This is a genomic window from Streptomyces sp. NPDC048504, assembly GCF_043200035.1.
Classification (GTDB): domain Bacteria; phylum Actinomycetota; class Actinomycetes; order Streptomycetales; family Streptomycetaceae; genus Streptomyces.
In genome coordinates this window covers 331,580-345,178 of sequence record NZ_JBICXA010000007.1, presented here as the reverse complement: position 1 = coordinate 345,178, position 13,599 = coordinate 331,580, and the positions used below count along the sequence as shown (strand labels likewise).

Annotated in this window: 10 protein-coding genes and 1 tRNA gene; 8 read left to right on the top strand and 3 right to left on the bottom strand. The window is 71.9% G+C overall.

Features of this window, described 5'->3' with window-relative positions:
• Positions 1–144 precede the first annotated feature (144 nt).
• Positions 145–217: transfer RNA gene (locus tag ACGFY9_RS19940), tRNA-Arg, on the bottom strand.
• A gap of 322 nt (positions 218–539) precedes the next feature.
• Between ACGFY9_RS19940 and ACGFY9_RS19935 the strand changes: the two genes are divergently transcribed.
• The 8 genes from ACGFY9_RS19935 (at position 540) to ACGFY9_RS19900 (ending at position 9,845) form a co-directional block, all read left to right on the top strand.
• Positions 540–2,147, top strand: a complete 1,608-nt coding sequence (locus ACGFY9_RS19935; protein ID WP_393755742.1) for a dynamin family protein — start codon at positions 540–542, stop codon at positions 2,145–2,147.
• A gap of 3 nt (positions 2,148–2,150) precedes the next feature.
• Positions 2,151–4,160 carry a GTPase gene (locus ACGFY9_RS19930; RefSeq protein WP_393755740.1) on the top strand — a complete coding sequence of 670 codons (2,010 nt, stop codon included), beginning with the start codon at positions 2,151–2,153 and terminating at the stop codon, positions 4,158–4,160.
• 210 nt (positions 4,161–4,370) lie between these two features.
• On the top strand, positions 4,371–4,886 hold the full coding sequence (locus tag ACGFY9_RS19925; RefSeq protein WP_393755738.1) for a single-stranded DNA-binding protein: 516 nt from the start codon (positions 4,371–4,373) through the stop codon (positions 4,884–4,886).
• 270 nt (positions 4,887–5,156) lie between these two features.
• Entirely contained in the window at positions 5,157–6,575 is a 1,419-nt protein-coding gene (locus ACGFY9_RS19920; RefSeq protein ID WP_393755736.1) for a Cys-Gln thioester bond-forming surface protein, read from the top strand.
• Positions 6,576–6,719: 144 nt separating this feature from the next.
• Positions 6,720–6,953 carry a hypothetical protein gene (locus ACGFY9_RS19915; protein WP_393755734.1) on the top strand — a complete coding sequence of 78 codons (234 nt, stop codon included), beginning with the start codon at positions 6,720–6,722 and terminating at the stop codon, positions 6,951–6,953.
• Positions 6,954–7,096: 143 nt separating this feature from the next.
• Positions 7,097–8,761 carry an energy-dependent translational throttle protein EttA gene (ettA, locus tag ACGFY9_RS19910; protein WP_329554831.1) on the top strand — a complete coding sequence of 555 codons (1,665 nt, stop codon included), beginning with the start codon at positions 7,097–7,099 and terminating at the stop codon, positions 8,759–8,761.
• A gap of 5 nt (positions 8,762–8,766) precedes the next feature.
• The gene (locus tag ACGFY9_RS19905) at positions 8,767–9,180 is read left to right on the top strand and encodes an acyl-CoA thioesterase (RefSeq protein ID WP_393755732.1); all 414 of its coding nucleotides are present in this window, start codon (positions 8,767–8,769) and stop codon (positions 9,178–9,180) included.
• Positions 9,177–9,845: a hypothetical protein gene (locus ACGFY9_RS19900; protein ID WP_393755730.1), complete on the top strand. Its 669-nt coding sequence runs from the start codon at positions 9,177–9,179 to the stop codon at positions 9,843–9,845. The genes ACGFY9_RS19905 and ACGFY9_RS19900 overlap by 4 nt, the downstream gene beginning before the upstream one ends.
• Positions 9,846–9,851: 6 nt before the next feature.
• Here ACGFY9_RS19900 and ACGFY9_RS19895 read toward each other — a convergent pair whose 3' ends face one another.
• Positions 9,852–10,808 carry an ABC transporter ATP-binding protein gene (locus tag ACGFY9_RS19895; RefSeq protein ID WP_393755728.1) on the bottom strand — a complete coding sequence of 319 codons (957 nt, stop codon included), beginning with the start codon at positions 10,806–10,808 and terminating at the stop codon, positions 9,852–9,854.
• Positions 10,809–10,875: 67 nt separating this feature from the next.
• Positions 10,876–13,599 (bottom strand): ABC transporter permease, encoded by a 2,724-nt coding sequence (locus ACGFY9_RS19890; RefSeq protein ID WP_393755726.1) that lies wholly within the window; start codon positions 13,597–13,599, stop codon positions 10,876–10,878.

The following is a 13,599-nucleotide window of genomic DNA, read 5'->3' as shown; positions in this document are numbered from 1 at the left end:
GAAGTCCGTCCGGCCGAGCGCGCGGAGGTGGCTCGCCGTCACCCCGGCCCGACACGCGTGGAGTTGCGGGGCGCCCGTCGAAGGAAGGGGTGCCGGTAGCCGGTGACGTCCGCCTGGACTGCGTAAACGCGGGGTGTAGCTGGGCGCCCCCGGCAGGACTCGAACCTGCGGCCAAGCGCTTAGAAGGCGCCTGCTCTATCCACTGAGCTACGGGGGCCGGGTGTGTGGCCTCGGTCGTGGTGTGCCCGGGTGTGGGCCGGTCCGTGACGTTGCCGGGGACAAGGATAGGGCTCCCGGGTCCTTGTCCCTGTTCCTTCCCCTCCGTGGCTCGATGTGGAGGTTCAGTGAAGCGGTCCTGATAATCGCAGGCAGGTACGAATCGTGCATCGCTTTTGGTGCCCCGGGCCACGGGTGTTGTGCACTCGTTATGCCTGGACTGTGCCCATGCCCCAGTCATCCCTTCCGTCCGTTGTGTTCCGTCGGCGCGCAGACATGCTCATATGCTTCAGAATTCCCCCAAAATTGGGCATTCTTCACATGTGGTGACCTTGGACGTACGGCCTCAGCTGCTCGACGCACTCTCCGCCCTGCGCGACCGTGTCGCCGCCGCACGCTTCCCGCTGCCCCTGGCGGGGGCTCCACGCGCGCGTGCCAATCGCGATGAACTGCTCGCCCAGCTCGACGACTATCTGGTGCCCCGCCTGAAAGAACCCGAAGCACCGCTGCTGGCCGTGGTCGGCGGTTCCACCGGTGCGGGGAAGTCGACGCTCGTCAACTCCCTTGTCGGGCGCCGGGTCAGCGAGGCCGGCGTGCTGCGGCCGACGACCCGCACACCGGTGCTCGTCTGCCACCCGGAGGACCATCACTGGTTCAGCGGCATGCGGGTGCTGCCCGACCTCACGCGCGTGTGGGTGCCCCATCAGGACCCGGGGGACGAATTGCTCCTCCCCGGTGAGGACGGTATGCGCGTGCTGCGGATCGAGACCGCAGACACCCTCCCGCGCGGAGTCGCCCTCCTGGACGCGCCCGACATCGACTCCCTGGTGGCCGACAACCGGGTGCTGGCCGCCGAACTGATCTGCGCGGCCGACATCTGGGTCATGGTCACCACGGCCGCCCGCTACGCCGACGCCGTGCCCTGGCATCTGCTGCGCACGGCCAAGGAGCACAACGCGACCCTGGTCACCGTCCTCGACCGGGTGCCCCACCAGGTGGTGTCCGAGGTGTCGCGGCAGTACGGCGCCCTGCTCGCCAAGGCAGGCCTCGGCGACGTCCCCCGCTTCACGGTGCCCGAACTCCCCGAATCCGCCTGGGGCGGCGGGCTGCTCCCGGCCAGTGCCGTGGCGCCACTGCGGAGCTGGCTCGTCCAGCAGGCCCAGGACCCGGGCGCCCGGCACCAGTCGATGGCGCGCACGGCCTACGGCGTCCTCGACTCGCTCAAGTCGCGGATGCCCGAACTGGCCAGCGCCGCCGCCGCCCAGTACGCGGCCGCGCTCCGGCTCACGGCCGCCGTCGACGGGGCGTACGACAGCGAGCACGCGCGTGTGCGGGGGCGGTTGCAGGCCGGGGCCGTGCTCGCCGGGGACGCCTTGAAGCGCTGGCGCGCCTTCCCGCTCGACTGCTCCGCCGGCGAACTGCTCGACGCCCTCGCGGAGAGCCTCGCCGCACTGCTGCTGTGCGCCGTCACGGCCGCCGACGAGCGCGTGGACGACGCCTGGCGCCGCGAACCGGCCGCGGGCGCCCCGGAGCTCACCGACCGCGATCCGTCGCTGGAGAGCGCCGAGCACCGCATCGGGATGGCCGTACGGCGGTGGCGGCGCGAGCTGGAGGAGTACGCCGAGGAGGAGGTGGCCGACCTCGACCGGAGCATCGCGCCCGATCCCGAGGTCGTCGCCGCCCTGGTCGCCACCGCGCTCCTGGGTGGCCGCAGGGCACGGTCCGCGGGCGAAGGGCTCGCCGAGCGGATCGGCGCCCACGGCGCGCTGCGGCTGCGCGACCGCGCCGGGCGGCTGCTCAACGACCATCTGGACCGGGTCGTGCACACCGAGCGCGAACGGCGGCTCGCCCCGCTCGACGCCCTTGAGGTGCACCCCGAACCCCAGGCCGAACTCATCGCCGCGCTGTCCGTACTGCAGAAGGAGAGGTGACCGGTGACTGCCGTCACTGACCAGGACCACACGGACGAGATGGACCACGTCACGCACACCGGGGACGCGGTCGCCGCCCAGGACGAGCACCCCGAAAATGCCTCCCCCGTAGCGGGCGGTCCAGAGGCGACTCCCGCGAACGGCCTCCCCGTAGAGGACGCGGAGAAGGCGAGTGCCCCGGAGGACGCCGACGACCACGCGCGCGTGCGGGCCGACGCCGACACCTCGGGCCGTACGGAATCCAAGGCGTCCGCGGACCCGGCCGACCCCGAGGAATCGACCGGTTCCTGGGACGACGGGCTGATCGCGCGGCGGGTCAACGAGACCACCGCGGCGCAGCAGGCCGCCGCCGTGGAGATCAGGGCCTCCCGCGCGCAGGCCGCGCACAGCGCGCACGCCGCCCAAGCCGCCCACGTCCCGGCCCCGTTGGCGTACGACGGGCCGCTACGGTCCCGTCTCGACGCGCTGCGCGAACTCGTGGGGCTCTCCCGCACCCGGCTCGACAGCGGGACCCTCGCCGAGGCGGGGCGGGTGCTCGACGAGGCGGCCGCGCGGCGCAGGCTCTCCGGGCAGCACACCGTGGTCGCCATCGCGGGCGCCACCGGCAGCGGCAAGTCGCAGCTCTTCAACGCCCTCGCCGGAGTGGCCATTTCGGAGACGGGCGTACGACGGCCCACCACCGCCGCGCCCATCGCGTGCAGCTGGAGCGACGGCGCGGCCACCCTCATCGACCGGCTGGGCATCCCGGGACGGCTGCGCCGACGCCCCCTGCAGAGCGCCGAGATGGAGGCCCAGTTGCGCGGGCTCGTCCTGGTGGACCTGCCCGACCACGACTCGGCGGCCGTCGCGCACCGCGAACAGGTGGACCGGGTGCTGGCACTCGTCGACGCGGTCATCTGGGTCGTCGACCCGGAGAAGTACGCCGACGCGATCCTCCATGAGCGCTATCTGCGGCCGATGGCGGGCCACGCGGAGGTCATGTTCGTCGTCCTCAACCAGATCGACCGCCTCCCCGGAGAGGCAGCCGACCAGGTCCTCGACGATCTGCGCCGGCTCCTCGACGAGGACGGCATCGCCCTGGGGGAGTACGGCGAACCGGGCGCGACCGTCCTCTCCCTGTCCGCGCTCACCGGGGACGGCATCCCCGAACTGCGTGAGGTTCTGGGCCAGTTCGTCATGGATCGTGGAGCGGCGGCACGGCGAATTTCAGCCGATGTCGACGCCGCCGCGTGGCGGCTGCGGCCCGTCTACGCCACCGGGCGCCGCACCGGGCTCAGCGAGGAGGCGCGGGACGAGTTCGCCGCGCGGCTCGCGGACTCGGTGGGCGCCACCGCGGCGGGCGAGGCCGCCGAACGCGCCTGGCTGCGCAACGCCAACCGTGCCTGCGGCACGCCCTGGCTGCGGCTGTGGCGCTGGTACAACGACCGGCGCGAACCGATCACCGGCCGACTGCCGATCCGCGCACAGGCGGACGAGGAGGCCACGGCACGCCAGCGCGTCGAACAGGCGGTCCGTACGGTCGCCGACCGGGCCTCCGGCGGGCTCCCGGCGCCGTGGGCGCAGGCGGTGCGCGAGGCGGCCGTACGCGGGTCGCAGGGGCTGCCCGAGGCGCTGGACGAGCTGGCGGCGCGGGCCGGGCTGCCCGTGGGGCGGCCGCCGCGGCCGGGCTGGTGGCCGGCGGCCGTCCTGGCACAGGCGTCCATGACGATCCTCCAAGTCGTCGGCGGGCTCTGGCTGGTGGGTCAGATCATCGGCTTCATGGCGCCGAACCTGGGGGTGCCGGTGCTGCTGATGGTGGCCGGCATCATCGGCGGCCCGCTCGTCGAGTGGAGCTGCCGGATGGCGGCCCGCGGCCCCGCCCGGCGCTACGGCCTCGACGCGGAACGCCGATTGCGCGAGGCCGCGGCGGGATGCGGACGGGCGCGGGTGCTCGATCCGCTGGCCGCGGAGCTGCTGCGGTACCGGGAGGTGCGGGAGCAGTACGCGCGGGTCACGGGGGCGGGGGTCGGGTGAACCGGGCCGGGTGAACGGGGCCGGGGGAACGGCAGGTTGACCCCGGACGCGATTCCCTCGTGCGGGTGATGAGGTTTTCCACAGGTGGGCGGTGGTCCACGGCGCTCAGCGGGCCCGGCTCGGCGGAGGCAGTCTGACTGCAGCCGTACGGGACGGGCCCGTACGCGTTTCCGCCCGGCCCCGCGGGGCCGGGTCAGGGAGGGACGAGCGATGAACGACACCACGATCTGCGCGGTCGGCAATGTGGCGACCCCGCCGATGTACCGGGACCTGGCGGCGGGACCGTCGGCGCGGTTCCGGCTGGCGGTGACCGCGCGTTACTTCGACCGCGAGAAGAACGTGTGGACGGACGGCCACACCAGCTTCTTCACGGTGTGGGCCAACCGCCAACTGGCCACGAACGTGGCGGCGTCGCTGTCGGTCGGCGACCCAGTCGTCGTCCAGGGCCGGCTGAAGGTGCGGACGGAAGTGCGCGAGGGACAGCCGAACTGGTCCTCGGCGGACATCGACGCCGTGGCGATCGGCCACGACCTGGCGCGCGGCACCTCGGCCTTCCGCCGGGCCAACAAGCAGGAGTCGGCGGCCTCTCCGCCCCGGCCCGAGCCCAACTGGGAGACACCGGCGGGGGATTCGGCCGACTCGGCCGCCGATTCCGCCGAGAGCGCTGTTTCCGCCGATGGCCGGCATTCCGACCAACAGCTCGCGGAGAGCCTCGTGATGACGTGATGTCAGTGAATGCCCCCAGCTGATCGAACTGCGGCTTATCGATGAATGCGCTCCGAAAGACCCGGTGGATTTGTCGATAAGCCCTGCTCGCAGGCGATCTTGGGGATAACGATTCCGAGTCGGATCGGTTATCGGATGACCCGACTGGAGAAGGGGGTGGGCCCGCGTCCCTAGGATGCCGGGCATGGCTCGGGCACAGCTCCCGGCGCTTTGATTCTGCTGGTGGGACCGCACCCCCACGTCGACGGGTCCTGCTCGAAGGGGAATTCCGTGTCATCTGCGTTGTCTGTGTTCTCCGCGCTGTCCCTGCGCGGCCGGGGCGCCGTGCGCTTCGTCGCCGCGACCTGGGCGTGCGGACTCGTCGCCGCCGGAGTGCTGGCCGGCGCCGGCCCGGCCGTCGCCGACGAGACACCGCAGACCCAGGGCGGGGCGACGGCGACGATAGGCGGGCTCAAGACGTACGGCGCCGCCGTGCTCCACGAGGACGGCGGCAGCGATGTGCAGGTCTCCGCGGGCCTGTTCGAGATGTCCGTGGACGGCGGCGGCACCCTGCAGACGTACTGCGTCGATCTCCGCAACCCCACCCAGCGGGACGCCAAGTACCACGAGACCGCGTGGAGCGGGACATCGCTGGGCGCCAACAAGAGCGCGGGCAGGATCAGTTGGATCCTGCAGCATTCCTACCCGCAGGTGAACGACCTCGCGGCGCTCTCCGCGAAGGCCGGCACCAAGGGCCTGACCGAGAGCGACGCGGCGGCCGGCACCCAGGTGGCCATCTGGCGTTACTCGGACGGTGCCGACGTCGACGCGGTCGACCCGCAGGCCGAGAAGCTCGCGGACTACCTGGAGAAGAGCGCGCGGAACGTGGCGGAGCCGAAGGCCTCGCTGACCCTCGACCCGCCTGCGGTCTCCGGTCACCCCGGTGAGCGGCTCGGCCCGGTGACCGTGCACACCAACGCGAGCGGGGTGACGGTGACACCGCCCGCCGATGCCGCCACGACCGGGGTGCGGATCGTCGACAAGGACGGCAAGGTCGTCACGTCGGCGGCGGACGGCAGCCAGGTCTTCTTCGACGTGCCCGAGGACGCCGGGGCTGGGTCGGCCGACCTGACCGTGCAGGCCTCCACCACCGTGCCCGTCGGCCGGGCCTTCACCTCCGAGAGCAGAAGCCAGACGCAGATCCTCGCCGGTTCCAGCGAGTCGACGGTCGCCGCGGCCGCGAGCGCGAACTGGGCGGAGACCGGTGCCGTACCGGCACTGTCGGCGCGGAAGAACTGCGCCGAGGGCGCTGTGGACATCACCGCGGCCAACCAGGGCGACGCGACGTTCACCTTCGAGCTGATGGGCATCGAGCACGGCATCGACGCAGGGAAGTCCGCGACGGTGACGGTCCCGCTCCAGGAGGACCAGGCGTACGACTTCACGATCACGGGGCCGAACGGCTACGAGAAGCGGTTCACCGGGGTCCTCGACTGCCGGACGCAGAGCGACGCGGGCGGTGACGTGACGCAGACGCTCAGCGAACCGAGCCCCGCGACGGTGGGCGGCACCACCGTCGACACGAACCTCGCCGAGACCGGCGGCTCCGGCATCACCCCGATGATCACGGTCCTCGCCCTGGGCCTGGTCGGCATCGGCGCCACGACCCTGGTCCTGCTGCGGGACCGGAAGCCCGGGCAGCAGGGCTGAGCGGTAGCGGTACGGGTACGGGTACGGGTACGGAACACCATCGACATCGGATGTGTGTGGGGGGAGGGAGGCCGTGGCACTGCCCAAGGCCACCTAGGTCTTCGCCCTGGGCAATCTCCTGAAGAACCGCGGCCGGCGCCCCTCGTGCAGTGGCGCGTCGGCAACGGGCACTGGCACAAGGCGAGCCTGCACTGGAACAAGAAGACCAACCAACGGCTCACTGGCGCTGTGGAACTCCCCAAGAAATCGATCAAGGCTGTCGACTACGACTTCCTCGATGTCCGCAGCGGTGCCTGCGGCGGCACCAGGCTCGACTGGTACACCGGCAACGGGTTCGAGTACTGGCCGTGGAACGGGACTCCGGGCAAGCCCGCGTAGTTCCCGCCGGGCGGGGCGCCGCCGTCCGCGGCGAACCCCCAGCTCACAGCCCCCCGACCAAACGGGTTACCACCCAAGCCGGGACCTCAGGCAAGATGGATACGTCTGCCCACTCCAGATTTCAAGCTGCCGGACGGTTTCTCTTGGCTGAGTACATCTACACCATGCGCAAGACGCGCAAGGCGCACGGCGACAAGGTCATCCTTGACGACGTGACGCTGAGCTTCCTGCCCGGCGCGAAGATCGGTGTGGTCGGGCCGAACGGTGCCGGTAAGTCCACCGTTCTCAAGATCATGGCGGGGCTTGAGCAGCCCTCGAACGGCGACGCGTTCCTGACTCCCGGTTTCAGCGTCGGCATCCTCATGCAGGAGCCGGAGCTGGACGAGACCAAGACGGTCCTGGAGAACGTCCAGGACGGTGCCGCCGAGATCATGGGCAAGCTCAACCGCTTCAACGAGGTCGCCGAGCTGATGGCGACCGACTACTCGGACGCCCTGATGGACGAGATGGGCAAGCTCCAGGAAGACCTGGACCACGCCAACGCCTGGGACCTCGACGGGCAGCTGGAGCAGGCCATGGACGCGCTGGGCTGCCCGCCCGGCGACTGGCCGGTCGTCAACCTCTCCGGCGGTGAGAAGCGCCGCGTCGCGCTCTGCAAGCTGCTGATCGAGGCCCCGGACCTGCTCCTCCTCGACGAACCCACCAACCACCTCGACGCCGAGTCGGTGAACTGGCTGGAGCAGCACCTCACGAAGTACGCGGGCGCCGTCGTCGCCGTGACTCACGACCGGTACTTCCTGAACAACGTCGCCGAGTGGATCCTCGAACTGGACCGCGGCCGCGCGATTCCCTACGAGGGCAACTACTCCACGTACCTCGACAAGAAGTCCGCCCGCCTCAAGGTCGAGGGCCGCAAGGACGAGAAGCGCCAGAAGCGGCTCAAGGAGGAGTTGGAGTGGGTTCGCTCCAACGCCAAGGGCCGTCAGACCAAGTCCAAGGCGCGCCTCGCCCGTTACGAGGAGATGGCAGCCGAGGCCGACAAGATGCGGAAACTGGACTTCGAGGAGATCCAGATCCCGCCGGGCCCGCGTCTGGGCTCGATCGTCGTCGAGGTCCAGAGCCTTTCCAAGGCGTTCGGCGACAAGGTTCTCATCGATGACCTGAGCTTCACGCTGCCGCGTAACGGCATCGTCGGGGTCATCGGTCCCAACGGCGCGGGCAAGACCACGCTGTTCAAGATGATCCAGGGCCTTGAGACCCCGGACTCCGGCTCCATCAAGGTCGGCGACACCGTCAAGATCAGTTACGTCGACCAGAGCCGCGCCAACATCGACCCCAAGAAGTCGCTGTGGGCCGTCGTCTCCGACGAGCTCGACTACATCAACGTCGGCCAGGTCGAGATGCCGTCGCGGGCCTATGTGTCCGCCTTCGGCTTCAAAGGCCCGGACCAGCAGAAGCCGGCCGGTGTCCTCTCCGGTGGTGAGCGCAACCGCCTGAACCTGGCGCTGACCCTCAAGGAAGGCGGCAACCTGCTGCTCCTCGACGAGCCCACCAACGACCTCGACGTGGAGACCCTGTCGTCGCTGGAGAACGCGCTGCTCGAGTTCCCCGGTGCGGCCGTGGTCATCTCCCACGACCGCTGGTTCCTGGACCGGGTCGCGACGCACATCCTCGCGTACGAGGGCGAGTCGAAGTGGTACTGGTTCGAGGGCAACTTCGAGTCGTACGAGAAGAACAAGGTCGAGCGACTCGGTGCGGACGCGGCTCGTCCGCACCGCGCCACCTACAAGAAGCTGACCCGGGGCTGATCTTCTTGCGCCACATCTACCGCTGCCCACTGCGCTGGTCGGACATGGACGCGTACGGCCACGTTAACAACGCGGTCTTCATCCGCTACCTGGAAGAAGCCCGTATCGACTTCCTCTTCCGCCCGGAAAAGGATTTCAAGCAGGGGTCGGTGGTGGCGCGCCACGAGATCGACTACAAACGCCAGCTCGTCCACCGGCACCACCCGGTCGACATCGAGCTGTGGATCACCGAGATCAGGGCGGCGTCCTTCACCATCACCTACGAGGTGAAGGACGGCGACCTGGTCTACGTCCGGGCCTCCACGGTCGTCGTCCCGTTCGACTTCGAGGCGCAGCGCCCGCGGCGGATCACCGCCGAGGAGCGGGAGTTCCTGGAGGAATACCGGGACGACGACGAGGACGAGGCCGTCGCCGCATGACGGTCCTCCACCTCGCCGACGAGGGGGAGGCGGCGGATCTCGCGGCCTTCCTCTCCCGGCTGCTCCACTACGACCGCGGCGCCGCGGTCCGCCTCCAGGCGGTCGGCACGGCACTCGCCGTCTTCGGGCGGCCGCCGTCCTTCGAGGTCCTCGCCATCCGTGCGGTACGCCTCGCCAAGCCGTACGAGAACGGCCTCGACGTCACCCTCGACGTGACCGTCTCCGCCGGTGAACTCCTGGAGCTGCTCGACGAGTCGGCGGCCACGGCCGGGGTGCCGGCCGCGGTGACCGGCCCGCCGTGGGCCGGGGTGCTGCCGCCCCGCCGCGGCTGGACCCCCGAGTCCGGCCTGCCGGGCCCGCAGGCACTGAGCGGGATGGTCGCGGCCGGAGTCGCCGAATTCCGCTCCCGCACCCAGGAGTTGACCCCCGAGACCCGCACACGCGCCGAACTCGACCGCATAGGACGGGAGATCTGGTCCCGCACGGTCGGCGAGACCTCGCTCCCGGTGCGCGCCGTGCACGCGGCCCAGTCCCTCGGATTCCTGCGCCCCGGCGGGGAGTCGGGCCTCTTCTCGTCGGGGGCGTGGCTGCGCCTGCGCACCCCGTACGGCTCGATCGCCGTACGCAGGGCGGGACTTGGGGCGCTCGGCGTCAGCGTGCGCTGAGCGCGGTCACCGCTGCTCGCTGTCGTCGGGCCACACACCGATGTGGTCCGACTCCAGCTCCAGGGCCACCCGGTCCCGCATGTCCAGCGATTCCGTGTATTCGGCGGGGAGTTGAAGCCGCCCCGCCCGGTCCAGCATCGCGTACTCCCTCGCTACGACCGTCTCGTGGCCCGTCGTCGCGTCGACCTCGCTGCGCCGCAGGACCTCCGTGGAGGTGCGGCCGTCGCGGATGGCGACCGTGCGGCGGACCTCGCCGGCCACCGCCTGGTCGTGGGTGACGATCACGATGGTGGTGCCCAACTGCTCGTTCGCCGTGCGGAACGCGGCGAAGACCTGTTCGGCGGTGTGGGAGTCGAGTTCGCCGGTCGGTTCGTCGGCGAGCAGCACGGCCGGGGCGTTGGCGAGGGCCACCCCGATCGCCACCCGCTGCTGCTGACCGCCCGACATCTCCCGCGGCCGCCGGTCACGGCAGTCGGCGACCTCCAGCAACTCCAGGAGTTCCAGGGCGCGTTCGGCCTTCGCCCGGCGCCCGGAGCGGATGCCGGACAACTGCATGGGCAGGGCGATGTTCTGAGCTGCCGTCAGGTAGGGGAGCAGATTGCGGGAGGTCTGCTGCCAGACGAACCCGACGACCTCACGACGGTAGGCGAGCCGGTCCTTGGCAGTCATCGCGAGCAGATCCCGGCCGGCCACCCGGGCCGCACCGGCGGTGGGCGTGTCCAGCCCGGCCAGGATGTTCATCAGCGTTGACTTGCCGCTGCCCGAGGCCCCCACCAGGGCCATCAACTCGCCCTCCCTGACCAGGAGATCGAGCCCCTGCAACGCCTGCACCTCGACCCCGTCCGCGGTGAAGACACGGACCAGCCGGTCGCAGGTGATCAGCGCGTCATGGCCGTAGGCGGGCCGGTTGCGACTCTCGGCCGCGCGGGTGGCCAGGTCGGCGAGGGTGGGGTTCGTGGTCATCGACGCTCTCCTCGGTCCTGGCCGGCACTCCGGCCCAAGCCTGCTCCACCGACACCTTCGCCACGGCTCACCGCGCGTCCCCCGCCCTCAACTCCCGTACGGACGACTGCCGTCCGGACCACCACGCCTGTACCCCCGCGACCCCCACCGCCACCAGCAGCACCCCGATCGCGGGCACCGCCAGCGACACCGGGTCGGTTCTCAACCGGGCCTCGCCCAGCGGGTTCCGGGTCGAGGCCAGGGCCACCGAGGTCAGGTCGAAGCCCGGGGCGAGCAGCCGGATCGTCGCCCAGCCGGTGAGCGCGCCGCCCGCCGCCGCCAACACGGCCTGGGGCAGGGACTCCAGGATCAGCAGCCGGCGGCCCTGCGCCCGGCTGAGACCCATCGTGCGGAGCCGGGCCAGCAGGGCGGCGCGTTCGGGGGCCGCGCGCAGCAGGGCCAGAAGGAGGGCCAGGACGGCGTACCCGGCGCCCGCCGCCACCGCCGCCGCGTAGATGCGCTCGGCACCGGACTGCAGGGGCGAGTCGACGTACCGGGCGCGTTCCTCGGCCCGTACCGTCACCCCGGCCGAGGAACCGGCCGCGCCGCGCAGCGCGGAACCGCTCACATGGGCGCCGGTCACCAGCAGCGAACTCGGCCGGGCCGCCGTACCGGACAGCCCGGCCCGGTCCACGACCAGGAAGTCGGCGCCGGACACGGCCGGGGTCACGTCCCGGACGAGCACGATCCGCACGGTGACCGCGCTGGTGTCCGGCAGCCGGACGAGGAAGGGGCGGGTGCCGTAGTGGGACGCCACGGAGGGGGAGGCGAGGGCCGGGAGGACGGAGCCCGAGCGCTTCAACCGCCCTCCGGTGAAGGCCCCGAAGCCCGTCCGGTCCGTCAACTCGGCGTAGGAGCCGGGGTCCACGCCCACCAGCGGCACCGCCTCCTGGCCGTCCAGCGGCTTCGCCTGGTCCGTGATGCTCACCTCGGCGAGCCCGTCCACTCCGGCCAACCGGCTTACCCGGCCCGGGAGTTCGGCGGGCAGCGGAGCCGTCGCGTCGAGGCGGGCGTCGGCGCCGACGGCGAGCAGGGCGGCGTGGTCGCGGGCGTCGTCCACCCCCGCGAGGACCGAGCCGCCGAACGCGGCCGTGGTGAGCGCGGTCAGCAGGGCGAGCAGGGGGAGCACCGCGGAAACGGACGTACGGCCCGCCCGGGCCAGCGACAGATGGCCCACCGCGCCCCGCAGCCGGCCGGCCGGGCGGGTCAGCCGGCGCAGCAGCAGCGGATAGACCCGGACCAGCACCAGGGCCGCGATCACGCCCACCAACACCGGTGCCAGTGCGACCAGTTGATCGCCCGCCGAGCCGGACGTGCCGCGTCTGCGCAGCGCCTCCACCGCGCCGGACGCCAGCACCAGCAGGGTGAGTTCGGCGACCGTGCGGCTCAGGGACGGACGTACTGCCGTCACGTCCTCGCGCGGGCCGTGGACGCCCACGGTCCGATGGGTGAGCGCGGCGCGCACGGGCAGGGCGGCGGACGCGGTGAGGGCGACCGCGAGGGCGGCGGCGACGGCGTGGGTGCGACGGCCCTCGGGGGCGGCCAGCAGCGCCGCCGTCAGCCCGACCGCGCCCGCCGGTACGGCGATCACGGCCGTCTCGGCGAGCAGGCGGGCGGTGAGGCCGCGCAGCGAGGCGCCGCGGGCGCGCAGCAGGGCGAGTTCCGTGCGGCGGCGGTCGGCGGTGAGGCCACCCGCCATGAGCAGGACGACGAGCGCGACCGTGCCGGTGCCGAAGGCCGCGACGGCGGTCAACGGGCGGATGCCCGAGCGGAGTTCGCCGTAGGCGGTGAACATGTCGTCGAGGCCGGTGCTCACCTCGGTGTCGGGGGTCGTGTAGGTACGGGCCAGTTGGAGGCCGGGACCCGATTCGACGGAGGCGACCGCGGTCTTCAGGCGGTCCAGGTCGTGGGCGTGCAGGGTGGTCAGATCGGGGGCCAACTGCCAGTACGGGCCCGGCTGCGCGGAGGTGCCGAGGAGGGCCGGGGCCGCGTCCGGGGCCAGCAGCAGGGCGCCGAGCCAGTACTTCGGCCGGTCCGGCGTCGGCAGGGCCACCAGGGTCGGGGTGCGCAGCAGCGGCTGGGCCGACCAGTAGGCGCCGGCCGGGTCGCGCGGGACGAGGATGCCGGTGACGCGGACGGCGAGCGGGCCGCGTCCCTCGCCGGGCACGTGGATCACCGAACCCACCCTGATGTGCAGGCTCTTGGCGGTCGCGGCGGTGACGGCGGCCTCGACCTCCGGGGTCTGCGCGGTGACCGGTGCGGAGGCGCGCGGCAGTCTGCCCTCCCGTACGGTCGCGTGTCCTGCGAGGTCGCTCTGGGTCGCCGGGTAGACATGCGCGGGCAGGCCGTTCGGGCGCGGTATCCAGGTGTCCGGCACGGCCGGTTCGTCGGCCGGGCGCACGCCGTACGCGGACTGGGCGGTGTCGACGACAAGGGGACGGCCCACCACGGTGCGCGCCCGCTCGTACCCCGAGCGCAGCACGTCGGGGCGCAGGGCCGCCTCGCGCTGGTCCGGCGGGAGCATCGGGTCCGGCTGCTCGCCGGAGAGCTGGATGGAGGTCCGGCCGGGGCCCGCCTGCGCGGCGGAGCGCCGCAGCCCGGCGTCCTCGTACCGGTCGAGGGCCCGCGGGAACACGGCGGCCAGACACGCGGTCACCGCGACGAGCAGCGCCAGCGTCCAGGCGGTCCCGGACGCGGAGCGCAGATGGGTACGGATCCAGGGTGCGGTCACGGAGGCATGGGGGGTGCTCAT